Annotated in this window: 14 protein-coding genes; all 14 read right to left on the reverse strand. The window is 46.8% G+C overall.

Features of this window, described 5'->3' with window-relative positions:
* Positions 1–24: 24 nt before the first annotated feature.
* The 14 genes from murA to bshC all read right to left on the reverse strand — a co-directional run bounded on the left by murA (position 25) and on the right by bshC (position 18,611).
* The gene (murA, locus tag MHH52_RS22155; RefSeq protein ID WP_340004471.1) at positions 25–1,308 is read right to left on the reverse strand and encodes a UDP-N-acetylglucosamine 1-carboxyvinyltransferase; all 1,284 of its coding nucleotides are present in this window, start codon (positions 1,306–1,308) and stop codon (positions 25–27) included.
* A gap of 208 nt (positions 1,309–1,516) precedes the next feature.
* On the reverse strand, positions 1,517–2,629 hold the full coding sequence (murG, locus tag MHH52_RS22160; RefSeq protein WP_340004472.1) for an undecaprenyldiphospho-muramoylpentapeptide beta-N-acetylglucosaminyltransferase: 1,113 nt from the start codon (positions 2,627–2,629) through the stop codon (positions 1,517–1,519).
* A gap of 5 nt (positions 2,630–2,634) precedes the next feature.
* Positions 2,635–3,732: a stage V sporulation protein E gene (spoVE, locus tag MHH52_RS22165; protein WP_340004473.1), complete on the reverse strand. Its 1,098-nt coding sequence runs from the start codon at positions 3,730–3,732 to the stop codon at positions 2,635–2,637.
* A 54-nt stretch (positions 3,733–3,786) separates the two neighbouring features.
* Positions 3,787–5,208: a UDP-N-acetylmuramoyl-L-alanine--D-glutamate ligase gene (gene murD, locus MHH52_RS22170; RefSeq protein WP_340004474.1), complete on the reverse strand. Its 1,422-nt coding sequence runs from the start codon at positions 5,206–5,208 to the stop codon at positions 3,787–3,789.
* A 3-nt stretch (positions 5,209–5,211) separates the two neighbouring features.
* Positions 5,212–6,177: a phospho-N-acetylmuramoyl-pentapeptide-transferase gene (gene mraY / locus MHH52_RS22175; protein ID WP_340004475.1), complete on the reverse strand. Its 966-nt coding sequence runs from the start codon at positions 6,175–6,177 to the stop codon at positions 5,212–5,214.
* Positions 6,178–6,198: 21 nt separating this feature from the next.
* Entirely contained in the window at positions 6,199–7,605 is a 1,407-nt protein-coding gene (gene murF, locus MHH52_RS22180; protein ID WP_340004476.1) for a UDP-N-acetylmuramoyl-tripeptide--D-alanyl-D-alanine ligase, read from the reverse strand.
* Positions 7,602–9,089, reverse strand: a complete 1,488-nt coding sequence (locus MHH52_RS22185; RefSeq protein ID WP_340004477.1) for a UDP-N-acetylmuramoyl-L-alanyl-D-glutamate--2,6-diaminopimelate ligase — start codon at positions 9,087–9,089, stop codon at positions 7,602–7,604. Before MHH52_RS22185 ends, murF begins: the two co-directional genes overlap by 4 nt.
* 55 nt (positions 9,090–9,144) lie before the next feature.
* Positions 9,145–11,070, reverse strand: a complete 1,926-nt coding sequence (locus MHH52_RS22190) for a stage V sporulation protein D (RefSeq protein WP_340004478.1) — start codon at positions 11,068–11,070, stop codon at positions 9,145–9,147.
* 80 nt (positions 11,071–11,150) lie between these two features.
* Positions 11,151–13,316: a penicillin-binding transpeptidase domain-containing protein gene (locus MHH52_RS22195; protein WP_340004479.1), complete on the reverse strand. Its 2,166-nt coding sequence runs from the start codon at positions 13,314–13,316 to the stop codon at positions 11,151–11,153.
* A gap of 111 nt (positions 13,317–13,427) precedes the next feature.
* Complete coding sequence (locus MHH52_RS22200) at positions 13,428–13,820, reverse strand: septum formation initiator family protein (protein WP_313639316.1); 393 nt, start codon at positions 13,818–13,820, stop codon at positions 13,428–13,430.
* A 23-nt stretch (positions 13,821–13,843) separates the two neighbouring features.
* Positions 13,844–14,797 carry a 16S rRNA (cytosine(1402)-N(4))-methyltransferase RsmH gene (gene rsmH, locus MHH52_RS22205; RefSeq protein WP_042190866.1) on the reverse strand — a complete coding sequence of 318 codons (954 nt, stop codon included), beginning with the start codon at positions 14,795–14,797 and terminating at the stop codon, positions 13,844–13,846.
* A 36-nt stretch (positions 14,798–14,833) separates the two neighbouring features.
* Positions 14,834–15,271 carry a division/cell wall cluster transcriptional repressor MraZ gene (mraZ, locus tag MHH52_RS22210; RefSeq protein WP_036683674.1) on the reverse strand — a complete coding sequence of 146 codons (438 nt, stop codon included), beginning with the start codon at positions 15,269–15,271 and terminating at the stop codon, positions 14,834–14,836.
* Positions 15,272–15,635: 364 nt separating this feature from the next.
* Positions 15,636–16,907: an adenosylhomocysteinase gene (locus MHH52_RS22215; RefSeq protein WP_313639323.1), complete on the reverse strand. Its 1,272-nt coding sequence runs from the start codon at positions 16,905–16,907 to the stop codon at positions 15,636–15,638.
* A gap of 72 nt (positions 16,908–16,979) precedes the next feature.
* Complete coding sequence (bshC, locus tag MHH52_RS22220) at positions 16,980–18,611, reverse strand: bacillithiol biosynthesis cysteine-adding enzyme BshC (protein ID WP_340004480.1); 1,632 nt, start codon at positions 18,609–18,611, stop codon at positions 16,980–16,982.
* Positions 18,612–18,640 lie beyond the last annotated feature (29 nt).

Raw genomic sequence — 18,640 nt, forward strand, 5'->3', positions numbered from 1 at the left:
ATGAACTGAAGGAGACAGGGAGCTTTAATTGGCCAAATCAAGTGGATCCGGTACGGGTACCTTGCGGCTAATACGCGCGCCAAGCTTCTGAAACAGCTTCTCTATTCCATCATACCCACGGTCAATGTGGTGTGCTTGCTCAACGACTGTAGTCCCTTGTGCAGCGAGTCCAGCAATGACCAGTGCCGCACCAGCCCGCAAGTCAGTAGCTTCCACAGTAGCACCATACAATCTCTGAACGCCGCGAATAAACGCACGATTCAAATCGATAGAAATATCAGCGCCCATCCGGGCCATTTCTTCTACATGCTTGAATCGTCCCTCAAACACCGTCTCCTTGATTACACTGAAGCCATCGGCGAGAGACAATAGCACCATGACCTGAGATTGCAGATCTGTTGGGAAAGAGGGGTAAGGTGAAGTCACAATTCGCTCAACAGCACGTGGACGCCCCATACAGCTGATATTAATTATATCATTGCACACTGTGATTTGAACACCAGCCCGCTTGAGCACATGAATAAGCGAAGTCAGATGACCCGCGTTGGCATGTGTCAAAGTCACATTCCCTCGTGTAGCTGCCGCAGCAATCATTACGGTTCCAGCCACAATCCGATCAGGTATCACCTCGTAAGTACAGGGATATAGGTTTTTCACCCCTTGAATCGTGATGGTGTCCGTACCTGCGCCGATGATCTGGGCACCCATACTATTCAAAAATTGCTGCAGATCCTGTATCTCTGGCTCTCTTGCTGCCCCCGATATCGTTGTTGTTCCCTCTGCCTTTGCGGCAGCCATCATAATATTCTCCGTTGCGCCTACACTCGGATAGTCGAGATAAATATCACTCCCTATAAGCTTAGAACCCCGGCAGAATATTCGTCCGTTGCTCTCCTCGATCTCCGCACCAAGAGCCTTAAGTCCCTGTAGATGAAGATCGATTTTACGCTCTCCGATCGCACAGCCCCCAGGCTGATAGATCGTTACCTCGCCAAATCTGGATAACAGCGGTCCCATTAGAAAAATGGAAGATCTCATCTGCCGCATTAAATCCTCTGGTATATGAGATGTCCCGACGGCAGACGTATCTATCGTCACCGTATCCTCTTGATGCACGCACCTGCAGCCCAGCCGATCTAGGATGTCTAGCATAGTCTCGATGTCCAGCAGCTTCGGCACATTATGCAGTGAGTGAACTCCTTCGGCCAGCAGGCTTGCCGCTAAAATCGGCAGCGCCGCATTTTTTGCTCCATGGATACGAATGGTGCCTGACAGGGGACTTCCACCCTCAATCACCAATTTGTCCAATGTATCACCTCCGAGATTACCGCTCACCCACCACAAACACTTCCGTTACAAGATCATATGAAATGTACAAGAATATCCTGCACTACATCTCAGGTTTGGAAGTGTCCTGGGTGATTGTCACGATTATAGGATTATCCTATGTTCGTTCCTCCAAGTGTGTGACAGAGAGCTGCCAATAAGGAAAACCCATACGGAAAAAGAAGAAACCTTAAGACTTTTTACCAGCAAGTCTTCGGAGCTCACTTGTAACTACTGCGGCAGAATCTCTTTTGCCCAGTCGCTTGGAGGCCTCGGACATCTGCTCACGCACAGTCTCAGTTCCGATGATTTTTTGAACCGCCTCATAAAGAGCCTTGCCGTTTAAATCTTTCTCAAGTAGCACCACAGCAGCACCTTCGCGTTCCAGCTGTCTTGCATTCGCTTCCTGATGGTTGTTCGTTACATTAGGAGAGGGAATGAGTACAGAGGGAATACCCAGCGCTGTAATCTCAGCGAGAAAGGATGCCCCCGCCCGATTTACGATCAAGGAGGTACAAGCCAAAACCTCCGGCATATTGTGAACATATGGAAGGACATGCAACCAGTTTGGTAAGCTACCCAGCTTTTGACGCAATTCAGCCCGGGTCTCTTCAAAATATGGTTCACCTGTAACGTACACATAATGAACACCATTACCCTTACCCACTAATGGGGCCATTTCAATCATGGCTTTATTAATAGCTTTAGCTCCCTGGCTGCCACCAACCACCAAAACAACAGTACTGCCATCCGAAATACCCAGCGATGCGAATCCACGTTGTGGACTTGCTGTAGTAACTGTTGTAGCACGCGGATTACCAGTATAGATCACATGTTTACTCCCCGGAAAAGAGGACTCTGTGCCTTCAAAGCTTACAGCAACCGCGCTCGCGTACCGACTCAGAAAACGATTTGTAAGACCTGGTATAGCATTTTGTTCATGAATCAAAGTAGGGATACCCAACCGGGATGCAGCATAAACGACCGGACCACACACATAACCGCCTGTTCCAATCACAACATCTGGCTTGAACTCTCTTAACATTTCTTTGGAAGCCTTAACGCCCTTCAAGAAACGCATCACGGTCTTGACGTTGTCCAAGGACAGTTTGCGCCGAAAGCCAGTGATGTCGATAGATTTGAAAGGGATATTCTCTTGGGGAACAAGCTTGCTCTCTAAGCCACGCGTTCCACCAATATACAGGAAGGTAGAATTGCTATCTTCCAACTCCAGTTGCCTAGCAACAGCGACCGCAGGATAGATATGTCCACCCGTGCCTCCGCCGCTTAATACGATACGCATCTCTTTCACCTCGCAAAACGGGATAAGTTCAATAGAATGCCAAGGGATGTTAGCATCAGTGTAAGTGAAGATCCGCCATAGCTAATCAGAGGAAGCGTGATGCCCGTTACAGGCATTAGACCGATAACAACACCAATATTAATAATGACTTGCACAGCCACCATACAGACGATGCCAACGGCCAGATAGCTTCCAAAACGGTCAGGTAGACTCATCGCCACCTTCATTCCGCGCCAAATTAGAATAAGAAATAGGATCAACACAGCCAAACCACCGATAAACCCCAGCTCCTCGGCCAATATAGAAAAAATAAAATCAGTTTGCGGCTCAGGTACATAACTGTACTTCTGCCGACTCATTCCTAATCCGAGACCACCGAGCCCCCCAGGACCGATCGCATATAGCGACTGAATAATCTGGTAGCCTGCACCTAGCGGATCGGACCATGGATCAAGAAAAGCGGTAATCCGCTGCAATCGATAAGGCGCTGCTACAATCAAAGCAACAAAGCCTGCCACTCCAGCCACACCAAGTAAAAGTAAATGCTTCATCCTAGCCCCTGCTGTGAAGACCATCATCAAGGCTGCACCAAACATTACGGTACCTGTACCCAAATCCGGTTGGAGCATGATCAGCGCGAAGGCTGACCCAATGAGCGCAAGCGGTGGGAGCAAGCCGCGTGTGAAGGAAGTGATGTCGTACTCCTCTTTCCCCAGCCAATTGGCTAAGAATAGAATCATCCCCATCTTCATGAACTCGGAAGGCTGAATCCCGAAGGAGCTAATTCCTAACCAGCTTCGCGCTCCCCCACGTACTACACCAATACCAGGGATAAGCACAATGACAAGTAGGAAAAAGCAGATCAGAAGTGCCGGCTTAGCCAGCTTTTTCAGCACCCTGTAATCGGTATTCGCTGTAACGAACAGTGCGACTAGTCCTAGTCCTGCAAACAAAAGCTGTCTTTTTACAAAGTAAAACGAATCTCCATAATTGCGGAAGCCCAGAACGGACCCGGCGCTGTATACCATCACCATGCCGATCACCAGCAAAGATAGAATAGGAATCAGCAACCAAATATCGGGAGCATGACGAGTTTTGTTCATCAGGAGCACACCTCTTGCATCCGTAGTAGGGATGGGGCTTATCCATCCCCCTACTTAAAGGTTATGCACCGCCTCTTTAAAAATACGCCCGCGCTCTTCATAGGATGTAAACATATCCCAACTTGCACAGGCAGGAGACAAGAGAACGATATCTCCTTCTTCCGCCAAAGCGGAAGCTTCCTGCACAGCTTGCTCAAGCACGGCGGCGGCACTCTCCCCATTATCGACGGAGATAATATGCTTTAATCCTGCCAGCTGCGCTACATTTATTAGCTTGTCTTTAGTTTCCCCTAACGCCACCAGCGCTTTGACACGTCCGCTCAGGACAGGCAGCAGCTCCATATAATCGGAGCCCCGGTCTAATCCCCCAGCGATCAACACTACTGGACGCTGGAACGATGTTAGTGCCATAATCGTCGCTTTGGAGTTTGTTGCTTTGGAGTTGTTATAATAAGTGGCTCCATCCTTATCCTCAACATACTCCAGACGGTGCTCTACACCGCGAAATGAAGCAAGCACTTCACCCAATAAAGAGGGATCTGCTCCAGCGGCAATGGCAATTCCGCATGCAGCCAGTGCATTCTCCACATTGAAACGTCCTGGAAGGCCAATGGAATCTACATCAGCAATGATTGTTTCTTTGTCTGCAGATTCGCGATAGATAATGCGGCGCTTCAGATCGTCCTCTTGACCCGTAATAAAGGATGGGCTAACAATTACACCATGTGAGAGCTCCTCGGACATAGAGAACGGAAGAATCGAAGCCTTCACATACGGCACAAGTTCTCGACAGTAAGGATCGTCCCAGTTCAGCACAGCCGTATCCGTGGCTACTTGATTGGCGAACAGCTTTGCTTTGGAATCGACATAATCCTTCATGCTCCCATGATAATCCAGATGGGTCTCAGCAATATTCAACAAACAACCTACTTTGGGGCGGAAAGACTCCGTACCTTTGAGCTGGAAGCTGCTGAGTTCAACCACCATCCAATTATCCTCTGTAGCCTCTTGCGCAGCCTCACAGAGAGGTGTACCAATGTTACCTGCAACAATCGGGTTCATGCCCGCAGCATCCAGCATTCGGCCTACCCAGGTCGTCGTTGTCGTCTTGCCATTGGAACCCGTGATGCCGATCATCGGCGCTGCACAAAGACGGTAGGCAACCTCTACCTCTGTAACTACTTCAATGCCAAGCTCAAGAGCCTTTTGCACTGGAGTCGCAGAATAAGGAATACCTGGATTCTTAATTACCAGACTTACACCTTCATGGACCAGTCCATCCGGATGCCCACCGCATATAACACAAATTCCCAAAGATTCCAATTCGGAAGCTTCGGGACTTTGATCTCTTTCCTTTTTATCGTTGACCGTAACTACAGCGCCACGTTCATGCAGCACTTTAGCCACCTGGACACCGCTTTTAGCGAGCCCAAGAACCACAACTTCTTCACCACGGTACATATCTGGATGTTTCATTCGCTACAACCCCTTGCTAATAAATAGTCCAAGAGCGGCTAATACCAAACTTACCGCCCAGAACGAAATTACCACTCGCCATTCCGACCAACCACCAAGTTCAAAATGATGGTGAATCGGGCTCATTCTGAATACACGTTTGCCACGGGTTTTGAAAGAGACCACCTGTATCACGACAGATAACATTTCCACCACAAACACACCGCCAATGATAAGAAACAGCAATTCGCTCTTAGTGACAATAGCAATTGCACCTATCGCGCCGCCAATACCAAACGAACCGGTATCTCCCATGAACACCTTAGCAGGATGCGCGTTGAAGACCAGAAACCCTAGGACAGCACCGATCATTGCTGCTGCACACACTCCAGCTGCAATTGAGGTAGCCTGCATTGCTACAACAGCATAAGCCGCCAAAGCAATGGCACTTACACCAGACAGCAATCCATCTACTCCATCGGTAAAGTTAACGGCATTCGTTACTGCCATCATCATAATAATAATGAACGGATAGTAGAAAAAGCCGCCCCAGTCAAAGCTGAAATCAGTACCCGGTACGCTGATACTTGTGCTATGTCCAGCAGAAATCAGTAGACCGCACATCACAGCACCTACCAACAGCTGCCCGAACAACTTTTGACGCGCAGTAAGGCCCAAGGAACGCTTGAATACGATTTTGATATAATCATCCAAAAATCCGATCAGTCCAAAACCAAGCGTAGCCACAAGTAGTACGTAAAAATCGGTATTCACCACGGAAAATTTCAGATAAGCCAATGTAAAGGCCACGATGATCACGATACCACCCATCGTCGGCGTTCCCGCTTTCTTTAAATGGGTTTGCGGTCCGTCATCTCGCACCTGCTGTCCGAATTTCATCCTGCGCAGTAGCGGAATGAAGAGCGGAGCGGCAATGACCGCAAGGATAAAGGAAACAGCAATAGTCAATAACAATAGTTGATAATCCATGGGTACACTCCCTCCATTTATTTAGGTCTGTTGAAAATTTTTACTCAGGCTCTGAAGTACTTCCTCGAGCCTCATCCCTCTAGATCCTTTGAACAGTACAATATCCTTGGAACTGCATTTCTCAATGAGGACGGCTGTTAATTCTGACTTATCAGCAAAAGCCATCACGCGCTCATTTCCGAATCTTTCCTTTGCAGCTTCTGCAATGTGGACTGACAACGGACCATAAGTATATACAAAATCAGTCACTGCGGGATCAAGGTAGTAGCCAATTTCTTTATGAAACTGTATTTCATCCGGCCCAAGTTCCAGCATGTCCCCCAGCACTGCGATTTTTTTGCCACCGCATTTCATAGTTTGAAGCACATCAATGGCCGCCTTCATAGAAGTCGGACTGGCATTGTAAGCATCGTTCAAAAGTGTAAGCCCGGAAGAAGTCCGAATCACTTCAATCCGCATGCCCGTCAACTTGAGCTTACTTAGCCCATTCTCTACGTTTTGTTCCTTAACCCCAAAATGGCGAGCAACCGCTAGTGCAGCCAATGCGTTAACAACGTTATGCTGGCCTGGCAGCGGTAATGTAAAAGCATGTTCCTTATGAAGGCTTGACGTAAACGTCATACCACCACTATGGGACATCATCCCCGTCGGATAATCATCATTATCCCCGTTTAGGCCGAATCGGAAGGATATCATTCTCTCCGGAGCCTCAAAAGTGGACTCTTGCATTACCTCAGTCAGCAGCGGCTCATCACCGTTATAGATTAGCAGTCCACCTGGCTTTAGCCCTTCGACTATTTCCAGCTTGGCGCGGGCGATTTCCTTACGGGACCCCAGTTGTAGCAGATGCGACTCGCCTACATTAGTAATTACTGCAACATCTGGTGTAGCCAAAGAAGCCAGCAGAGAAATTTCTCCCCGCGAGCTCATACCCATTTCAAGAACAGCAATCTCTGTATCCTCAGCCATGGATAGAATCGTAAGCGGAAGACCAATATGATTATTGAAGTTTCCCTCTGTCTTATGCACCTTGTACTGCATTTCGAGCAAGGCCATAATGATATCTTTAGTCGTCGTTTTTCCGTTGCTGCCCGTAACAGCGACAACCTTCGGAGCGACCTCATTCAAATACGCAGCGGACAGCTTCTGAAGAGCCTCTAGCGTATCTTCAACAATTATGACTCCGCCACTCTCAGGTGCAGGACCTTTATCACGCTGCCACAAGGTCCCTGCAGCACCAGCAGCAAGAGCTGCGGCAGCATAATGATGACCATCGAATTTGTCTCCCGTTAGAGGGACAAACAGGCAGCCAGTTGTTATCTTACGGGAGTCGGTAACGACGCCCGTAAGGGTTGTATTCACAGCTTCGGCAGCAGGAAGCTCACCTGCACACATAACAGCAATTTGTCCCAGTGTTCTTGTAATCAATAGTTTCGACCCCTTATAACTTCTTTAGCGACGATGCGGTCATCGAAATCGTGAACCACTCCGCCAATCAGTTGATAGGTCTCATGACCTTTCCCCGCAATCAATACTACATCGCCAGAGCTTGCCATTTCAATAGCCTTCCCAATCGCTTCTCGGCGATCAACAATCATATGATACCGGTCAGAGGTGACTCCATCCTCTACTAGTCCTGCTTCTATATCCTTCAAGATGAGTTGAGGGTCTTCCGTCCGAGGGTTGTCAGAGGTTACGAATACCATGTCGCTATATTTTGCGGCTATCTTACCCATTAAAGGACGTTTCGTGCGGTCTCTGTCTCCTCCGCAGCCAAACACAATAAGCACTTTGCCAGTAGCAAATTCGCAGACCGTTCTTAATACATTTTCCAGCCCGTCTGGTGTATGTGCATAGTCAACGATAACGGCATATTCTTGCCCCTCATCCACTGACTCCACCCGTCCAGCTACACCATCTATTGCCTCAAGACTAGTCTTGATATCTGACAGTGACACATCTTCCAACAGCGCAGCCGTAATCGCCGCAAGTGCATTGTAGACATTGAATTTGCCAACCATACGAAGCGAAATGTCAGTCTCACCCTTAAACGTATCTACATGGAAAAAAGTTCCTTTTGCAGTGATCGATATTTGCGAAGCTCGGACATTAGCGTTGTTATCAATGCCATATGTAATCACTTCCGCCGCAGTTTGGGCTGCAAAATATGCGCTAGCTTCATCATCAGCGTTAAGCACCGCATACTTGCGTTCTTCTTTCCAAGGAGAGATCACATTTCCTAGTCTAGAGAAGAAAAGACCTTTAACCGCCCGATACTCCTCCATTGTATGATGATAATCCAGATGATCCTGGGTTAAGTTCGTAAATATTGCCGTACGGAAGTCCGCACCCTTCACACGTCCTTGCTGAAGCGCGTGGGAGGAAACTTCCATTACGCAACACTCCACACCCTTAGATGCCATATCATGAAGCGAGCGCTGCAGATCTAGCGATTCTGGAGTGGTGCCTGACATCGGATAGCTGTTGCCGTCATAGCGCATCTGAATCGTTCCGATCAGACCCGTCTTCATATTTTGGTCCTGCATAATTCTCTCAATAAGATAGGTTGTTGTTGTCTTGCCGTTGGTACCCGTAACCCCAATCATTCTCATTCGACTGCTAGGTGAACCAAAGAATGCATTCGACATCACAGACATCGCAAACCGGCAGTCATCCACAACGATCTGTGGGATATCAATCTCCAGCTTGCGCTCACATACGATAGCGGACGCCCCCGAGGCAACAGCTTGCGGCGCATACTTGTGTCCGTCTACGGTGTGACCCGGCAAACAGATGAACAGATCTCCCGGACTTACACAGCGGGAATCCGTCTGAAGATCAGTAATCTCCACCTCCCCATCCCCATATAGACGCGAAGTAGCAAGACAAGCAGATAATTCATTAACTTTCATAGTAATCCCTCACTCTACATTTTCGGATACGAACTGAAACCTTATACCTTAAACATTATTCACTAGAAGCTCCCATATAAATCCTGATGGTCGAGCCCTGTTCTACTCTAGCCCCAGCTTTCGGAGCTTGATTGATGACTGTATTACCGGAGCCTGAACGCGCAAGATTAAAATTCATATTTAAATCCTCATAGATATCCTGCACCGTTGCTCCTGTAAGGTCAGGCACGGTCACAATCGGAGTTTCCCCATACTTATAAGTTTTGGGGAGCTGGTCACTGCGTTCTGGCACCTTCATATAGTGCAGCGAGTCCTCCAAAATATTCTGTACAATTGGAGCGGCAACAACACCACCAAATTGAATCCCTTTCGGATTATCAACCGCAGTATACACAACAATTTGAGGATCATCTGCAGGCGCAAAGCCTATAAAAGAAACAATGTGCTCCGTTGGAGAATAACGTCCGTTAATGACCTTCTGTGCAGTACCTGTCTTACCACCTACACGATAGCCGTCTATGAAAGCCGGCCGTCCCGTGCCTTTGGCAACTACGCTCTCAAGTGCTGCCCGCACCTTCTTTGACGTTTCTTCCGAAATGACTTGCCGCACAAGCTCTGGCTTTACCTCTGATACGGTTTCTCCAGTCTCCGGATTAACCCATGCTTTTGAAACATGCGGTTTATAGAGATTACCACCATTGATAGCGGCGGATACCGCAGCAATCTGCTGAATTGGTGTAACCGAGACTCCTTGACCGAAGGCTGTAGTCGAAAGCTCTACCGGACCTACTTGATTGAGCTTGAACAGAATCCCATTAGATTCTCCGTTTAAATCAATTCCGGTTTTGCTGCCGAAACCAAAATCACGAATATATTTGAATAGTGTTTCTTTACCCAGCCGTTGCCCTAGAGCGACAAACCCAGGGTTACAGGAGTTCTCAACTACCTGTAGAAAGGTCTGGCTACCGTGGCCGCCTTTTTTCCAACAGCGCAGCTTCGCACCCGCGACTTCGATAAATCCAGGATCGTAGAAATGATCATTTTGCAGGTCTACCTTGCCTTCTTGCAGTGCTGCAGCGAGTGTGATAATTTTGAACGTCGAGCCAGGTTCGTAGGTCATCCAAATGGGCAAATTCCGATTATAGATCTGTGGATCATATTCCTTATATAGCCCCGGTTCATAGCCCGGTCTGCTAGCCATTGCCAGAATCTCGCCATTCTTCGGATTCATCGCTATAGCCCAAGCGCCCTGCGCCTGATATTTTACCATAGCCTGATCAAGCTCGCGCTCCATAATGGATTGAATCTGTTTATCAATCGTCAATTGCAGATTAAGTCCATCCTGAGGGGCTGAATACTTCTCCGATGATCCAGGCATGAGTCTTCCACCTGCATCAGACAAATACGAAATATTGCCTGCTATGCCTTTGAGCAGATTGTCGTATATGTTCTCGACTCCTGTAATCCCTTGGTTATCAATCCCTGTAAAGCCTAGTATGTGTGCGGCAAGATCGCCGTAAGGATAATATCTTTTGCTATCCTCAGCGACAACGATGCCCGGCAACTGCAAATCACGGATGCTCGCGGCAAGTTCCATCGTAATTTTGCGGCCGCCGGGCTGTAGTTTCACCGACATTGATTTTTTAGTCAGCAAGCTCATCAGCTTCTCCTCGGTCATCCCAAGCAGAGGCGCCAATTGCTGTGCTGTCTTTTGCTTCTCTTTCACCTGCACGGGCACCGCATAAACCGTAGGCGTACTGATATTGTAGGCCAGTGGTATTCCTTCACGATCCAAAATTTCACCACGCTTGGCTGTAAAAGGAATATTGCGACGCAAGGAGTCTTCTACCTTGTCACTTAATTTCTCGCCTTGGGATAATTGCACATAAGCAAGACGCACGACCAGCGAACCGAATAACACTGCCAGTCCCAGCAGCGTCCACAGCATTCTCCGCCGTGTTACGACCTTCGAAACCTTCATTCCGTTCTCCCCCGCTTTCACCTATAGACATGAGCTCTTATCTTCATGACTATTCGGGACAAACAGGGGTTAGAACAAGCCTATGGCCCACTCTCCGATTCTGTACCCTCATCAGCAGGCGAGGATGCAGGAACATCTTCACTATTATCGTTTAATGGTTTCAGCTTCAATGTAAGTAGTGGCTTGCCATTCTTTGTTCCTTCAATCTGTTCCGAGACATATCCTTCGCCTTCTACCGCAATCTCCACTTTTAGTAGTGTTAGAACCTCAAGTGCATCACGCAGCGACTCTCCTTGTAAGTTAGGAATAGTACGCTTAGCTCCCTGCGGACTTAATAAATAGATCCGCTGGCCTGTTGTGAGCTTCGTTCCCGCCTCTGGATATTGACTCTCCACTGAAGCTCCTTCACCAACTACTTCAAAATCAAAGCCTTGATCCAGAAGCGTCTCTCTTGCTTCCTTCATCGTTTTTCCCGTCAGATCAGGTGTGGTCCGGAGCGCAGGCGCATCAGATTTAACTGTTTTTTTACTATCCTTATCGCTAGTTTCAGTTGCTAACTTTGGAACTCCCATGTATTGCAGCGATTGGGACACAATCTCTTTAAATACAGGAGCAGCAGCCCTACCACCGCCAATCTCAACGTTTGGTTCATCAATAATGATAATAACAGCGATCTTTGGATCATCAACAGGAGCATATCCTGCAAATGAAACAAGCACCTTGGATTTCACATAGATCCCATTTTCAGGCTTGATAGCCGTTCCCGTTTTCCCTGCGACACGGTAACCATCAATATAAGCGTAGCGTCCTGTTCCTATGACTTGGTCGGCAACGACCTGTTCCAGGTATTTACCTGTCTCCTTGGCACTTGCCTCATCAATCACCTGTCGTACTACATTAGGCTGAGTAACCTTTGTCTCCCCGGTATTCGGGTCTGTAACCTCTTTAACCACATGCGGAGTCATCAGTTTACCCCCATTAGCAACTGCTGATAAAGCAACCAGCTGTTGAAGCGGAGTAACAGTAACCTTACCATGTCCGTAAGCAAGTGTCGCACTTTCAATAGGACGATTTTCATTAGGGTTAACAACCCCACTTATTTCTCCCGGCAGATCGATTCCCGTTTTCTCATTAAAGCCAAAATCATTAATATATTGCAAAAGCTTTTCCTGTCCTAGCAATTCGTAAAGTTTTACAAACAGAACGTTACTGGAACGCTTTACCCCCTCCAAAAAGCTAATTTCTCCCCAGCCAGCACGGTTAATATCGTGTAGCGGAGTCCGGTCACCTTTTATCCTAATTTGTCCCGACAGAAACGTAGCATTTGGATTAAATAGCTTCTCATTCACTGCTGCAGCAAGTGTGTAAATCTTAAAGGTGGAACCAGGCTCATAAATTGATTTGATAGCATGATTGTAGAAACCCGCTGCATCAGCACCCGTATCCATATATTTATTAGGATCAAAGGTAGGCATATTCGCCATCCCCAAAATTTCCATCGTATTCGGATCAGCGGCAATGACACTCATACTTTTCGGCTTATATTGCGCATATGCCTTTTCCATAGCCTCTTCGATATAATGCTGAATCGTACTGTCGATTGTAAGCTTAAAGTTACTACCATTGACTACAGGTTGATAAGTATCTTGTGAATCCGGCAGCTTGACCCCTTGTCCGTCACTTTGATAAAGCAGCTTGCCATCGGCTCCCTTAAGCTGTTTATCTAGGGATTTTTCCAGACCCATAATCGCCTTGCCATCTCGATCTGTATAGCCTAAAATATGCGCAGCAAGCGAACCCTTAGGGTAATATCGTTTCTGTTCTCTAACAAGACCAATGCCAGTCTCTTGAATTTTATGTTTCTTTCCTAACGCCACATAGAATTCCTTCACCTTATCGGCAAGGTCCTGATCGATCTTCCAGCCTTCGTTACGAATTTCACGATTCTTGAGGTATTTGCCATTCTCGTCTTTAGCTTCAATCAGCTTCCGTAGCTCATCTTCTGGCTTGCCGAGTAGCTCATGCAATCCCTTGACGACCTCATCACCAATTCCCTTTTCAGCAATGACTGCCGGGTTTACAACCACAGTATAAGCAGGGACATCACTTGCGAGCACACTCCCATTACGGTCAGAAATCGTTCCTCGCTCTGCTTTGATAGTTGAAGTGTGCGCCCAAAGTGTAGCGGCCTTTTCTTGCCATTCCGAACCCTGTATAACTTGAATCCAGAACACTCTAGCTATCAAAACAAGAAAAAAGAGGGTAATACACCCTCCTATAAACAGCGTGCGAAGTTTTATTCTCTTTACCATAAGCGAACCTCACAATTTTTTTATTGCGATCTTGCCAATCGCTCACTAATTATCGCCTTCAGCCGATAGCGGATTCGCCGGTATAAAGATGGTTGCATCTTCATCCGGTGATACGTAGCCAAGGTCTTTAGCCTTTTGGGCAACCTTCTGCTCCAAATTCTGCTTCTCCATCTCATACGTGGAAATCTGCTTCTTAGCAGTCGCTATGTCTTTATCTAATTTCTGGGCCTGCAAGTTCAAATCATAAATGTGAACGTAACGTGAAATCAGTGTGATAGCCACCAAAACGCATACTCCTAGCGTCAGCATATACAAAAGTTTCTCTTGCAGCGGAAGTACTCTTCGTTTGGTAACTACTTTTGTCTTCTCGCGGTAAAGGGGGTTTACCTCTTCTTTTCTTTTGGGCTGAACTGCTAAATTGCCGCGGGTATAGGCCATCTCTGACTCTCCTTTATCGTCAATTACAATTTTTCTGCAATGCGCAGCTTAGCTGAACGGGCTCGAGTATTAAGCTCAAGCTCTTCTTCAGAAGGCACAAGCGGTTTGCGGTTGATTAACTTAAGCGTGCCTTTCGCGCCGCATACACAAAACGGAAAGTCAGGCGGGCATGTACATCTGCTTAAATAGCTGCTAAGGATTTGCTTGCAAATTCGGTCCTCGAGCGAATGAAAAGTGATAACGGATACTCTACCTTCTGGTGCAAGGCAACGTACTGCGCTATGTAATCCTTCTTCAAAAGCACCCAACTCGTCATTTACAGCAATCCGTAAACCTTGAAAGCTACGTTTAGCGGGATGTCCTCCCGTTCTTCGTGCAGCCGCCGGAATACCTTCCTTGATAAGCTCAGCTAATTCTCCTGTGGTCTCCACAGGACTTTCTTCTCTTCTGTCTACAATTTTCTTAGCGATTCTCCGCGAGAACTTCTCTTCTCCATATTGGAAAAGCACACGGGCAATCTCCTGCTCGGACCACGTATTCACAATATCAGCAGCCGTTAAAAGCGCTGTTTGATCCATCCGCATGTCCAGCGGAGCATCATGATTGTAACTAAATCCGCGCTCTCCCTCATCAAACTGGGGAGAGGATACGCCAAGATCAAAGAGGACTCCATCCACTTGGGGAATGCCATCTTTTTGTGGTACAAAGGGCACATCCTTAAGTACACTCTCCAGATCACGGAAATTGGTCTTAATGAGTACAACCTTGTCTCCGTATTCGGCTAGTCTTTCTTTTGCGTTCTCCAGAGCCCAATCATCTTGATCCAAACAGATTAATCGGCCTTCGCCGCTAAGCTTGGAAGCAATTAGTGCGCTGTGGCCCGCTCCACCGAGAGTGCAATCTACATAGATTCCGTCTTTTTTGATGTGCAGCCCTTCTGTCGCTTCTTCTTTAAGCACCGTGATGTGGTGAAACAAGCTGCATCCCTCCAGGACAGTATTCGATATTATGTTTTATAGATCAAAATTGAAATCCACCAATTTTTCGGCAATTTCGTTGAACGATTCCTCGGACTGTTCGAAGTACTGCTCCCATAGCTCTTTGTTCCAGATTTCCACCCGGTTCGAAACGCCCAGAATAACACAGTCTTTGTCCAGTTTGGCATACTGCCTTAAATTGGCCGGCAGATTTACCCTTCCCTGCTTATCCCATACACATTCTGTTGCGCCTGAGAAAAAAAAGCGACTGAATGCGCGGGCGTCTGATTTCATCAGTGAAAGGCTTTTAAGCTTTTGTTCCATGATTGCCCATTCTTCCATGGGATAAACAAATAGGCAGGAGTCTAGGCCGCGGGTCGTCACGAAGGAGGTTCCAAGCAATTCACGGAGTTTAGCCGGAATAATGATTCGGCCTTTGTCGTCAATGCTGTGTTGATACTCTCCCATGAACATCCTTTTTCCCACCCCTAATCCCCGAATCCCCACTTTGCCCCACTTTTCACCACTTAAGCATAATAGATTCGCCGTTAAAAATCAAAAACCTTTTTCTGGCGTAAGGAAATTTTCCATAAATCAGATAGATCGTTTCCCAAAAAAACATTTCTCCACAGAAAAAAGCCATACAATCGGAATCTTGTCCGCTGCATGGCTTTTCAAGCATAAACGCCTTCGGCGTCCTTATAAGGACGCTAAGCGTTTAAGCGAGAAATATAAGGATAATGTATAGCGTGAAACTTATACTCTCTTATATTTTAAAAAAGTTGCTTCAGTTCAAGGTACACTTGGTTAATATACTTTATTATTGTGCGTTCAGTTATTAATCGTTCAAATTCCAGCTGTCCAAATAATCCACTTGGGCTGGAGTAAGACTATCGATGTTAATGCCCAGACTTTCCAGCTTGTAGCGTGCTACCTGCTCATCCAGCTCATAAGGAACATTCTCAACTTTTACGCCAATGCTCTTATAATTATCATTTACATATTTCAGCGACAGCGCCTGCAGCGCAAAAGTCGTATCCATAATTTCGGCAGGGTGTCCATCAGCAGCACCCAGATTTACAAGTCTACCTTCTGCAAGCAGATATAGTTTACGTCCGTCGCGTAGCTGGTACTCTTCGATATTTTTGCGGACAGTACGCTGGGATACGGATCTTTCAGACAACTCAGGCTTATTCACTTCAACGTCAAAATGGCCCGCGTTGCACATGATTGCTCCATCCTTCATCACATCATAATGTTCCCCGCGAATCACATAACGGTTACCAGTTACTGTAACGAAGAAATCACCGACCTTAGCTGCTTCTAGCATTGGCATTACTTCGAAACCGTCCATATGTGCTTCAACGGCTTTAATAGCGTCCACTTCTGTAACAACAACCTTTGCACCCAGACCTTTGGCACGCATAGCAACACCTTTACCGCACCAGCCGTAACCGACAACAACAACTGTTTTGCCTGCTACGATCAGGTTTGTTGTCCGAATAATGCCATCCCATGCGGATTGGCCTGTGCCATAACGGTTATCAAACAAATATTTGCAATAAGCATCATTTACTGCAACCATTGGGAACTTCAGCACACCCTGCTTTTGAAGTGCTTTTAGACGAATGATGCCGGTAGTTGTTTCTTCAGCACCCCCACGGATATTCTCCATCAGATCAGGACACTCCGAATGCAGCAATGTTGCAAAATCCCCACCGTCATCAATGATCAAATCTGGTTTGCTTTCCAGCGCCTTAATGTTAAGTGCTTTGAACTCTTCAGGAGATGGGTTGTATTTAGCAAATACTGTGATTCCATCCTCCACAAGCGCTGCACATACATCATCCTGTGTAGAAAGTGGATTTGATCCGGTAATGGTTACTTCTGCACCGCCTGCTTTGACAACCTTCGCCAGATAAGCGGTTTTAGCTTCCAAGTGAAGCGTGATCGAGACCTTTAGCCCTTTGAATGGTTGCTCTGCTTCGAACTGCTCACGAATGCGGTTCAAGACAGGCATATGTTGACGAACCCAGTCGATTTTCAAATGTCCTTCGGGTGCGAGTGACATATCAGCCACGATACTATTTTGTTTAGATGAACTCATTATGAAACCTCCTAAAAGTTTTGTGAGCGTTACTACGTTGAATCTACTTCGTACAAAACTTACTTTGTTACTTCTCTACATATAAATGATGCGATGTGTTCCGCTGTAATCCGGTTCAACAGCCATTAGCTCATCCAGCCATGCAAGTCCATACCGGTTCAAGTAATACATGATATTGTACACTCTTTCCTGCAGTTTACCCAGTGGCATTAACGACAGCTCGATTCGCTCCCATTGACGGATTGCAGCTTCATTCTGTTTCGCCATAGCGGCTTGGGCTTTCGCTTGTAAAAAAGTAATCTGATCTAAAATCTTCTCTTTATTGTTATTACCTAGTTTCAGCAGACCTGCCTGTATGGATCCAAGCTGCTCGATGAGCGGTTCATACATGGCTGAGAAAGATGCTTTGGTTTCCTCAAACCGACGTTCGATCCCCATTTCATCCTGTGCAGCCAACCATTCATGTCTTTTATGATCTAGTCCTTGTCTTACATCCTCAAAACTTAGCTGATATTTGTCCATATGTTTGTGAAGCGTACCTTCTACGACTGTAAAAGACATTCTTGGGATGATCAAAGGCATTTGTCCCCCAACCACCTCAAACGCACGACGAGGAATTGCCCAATAAGCAATCTCACCTTGACCTAGCACAGTGGCTAGAACCGGCAACACATAATCCTGTATAAGCGGGCGTGTCAACACGTTGTTGCTGAAGCGTTCCGGATGTGCCTTCACTTCCTCTAGTAATTCATCACGGGTGAACGATACCTGGCCCTTGCGATCGGTAAAGATTCCATCCTTCTTGTGAAGCAATAACCGTACACCTTCATGAATATAAAAGAGGTTGGCATTGCCTGCTGTAACGTCGGCTTGAAGCTCATAGCCAGCATTCACGATATCAGAAGCAGAATTCATATACGCTGTTTCCAGTGCATCATTCTGCATAATTAGCGAAGTAAAAAATGGTTGTTCTAACTTACGTAGGTTAGGATCAGCAGAATCAAGCAGGATCAGACCAAATTTACCAAACAAAGAACCCATCAACTTGGCAAAAGCATCTGTCATACTGTCTGCTCTAAACGAAGAAGATCGAATAAATTCCATAATCTGCGATTTGAAGTCACTCTCCTGAAGCAGCCCATCCAACTGTTCCACCACTTGCTGCCAGCTTTCCTCTTGTACACGAATATCACTTACCGAGGAGCGTTTCTCCTCTGATTTCTCTATCTTAATCTTGCTAATCTCCTGCGTACGATTTAATACATACGTATGGTTCACTTCATCCCAATCGTGATCCTCGCCTGCGATCCAGAATAACGGAACTACAGGTCGGCCGAGTTGTTCAGCTGCTTCCTTTGCCGCCATAATAGTTGTTATTGCTTTATATACCACAAGCAGTGGTCCTGTAAATAGTCCGCTTTGCTGCCCACCAGTAACCACTAACGTTCCCGGCTGTTCCAAAAGCGCCAGCGAAGCCATCACCGCATCATGTGAATTATGCTTTTCATTATATTGTCGTAGACATTCAGCAATCTGTGTCCGGTCGGCACGGAGACTCTCGCTGCTATCCAGCCATTCTGCCCGAATGCTTCTACTCTCTTTACTTCGGAAATCCCCACCGTACAAATGACTAACCTTATCAAAATGTTCTATATAGTCGCGCGCGAGTGCTGATCCACCCGGGAGCGGTTCCGTTACAATATTCATTTGCTAGTGCCTCCAGTTCTACTGAGCAG

It is taken from the genome of Paenibacillus sp. FSL K6-0276 (assembly GCF_037977235.1).
GTDB lineage: Bacteria > Bacillota > Bacilli > Paenibacillales > Paenibacillaceae > Paenibacillus_AQ.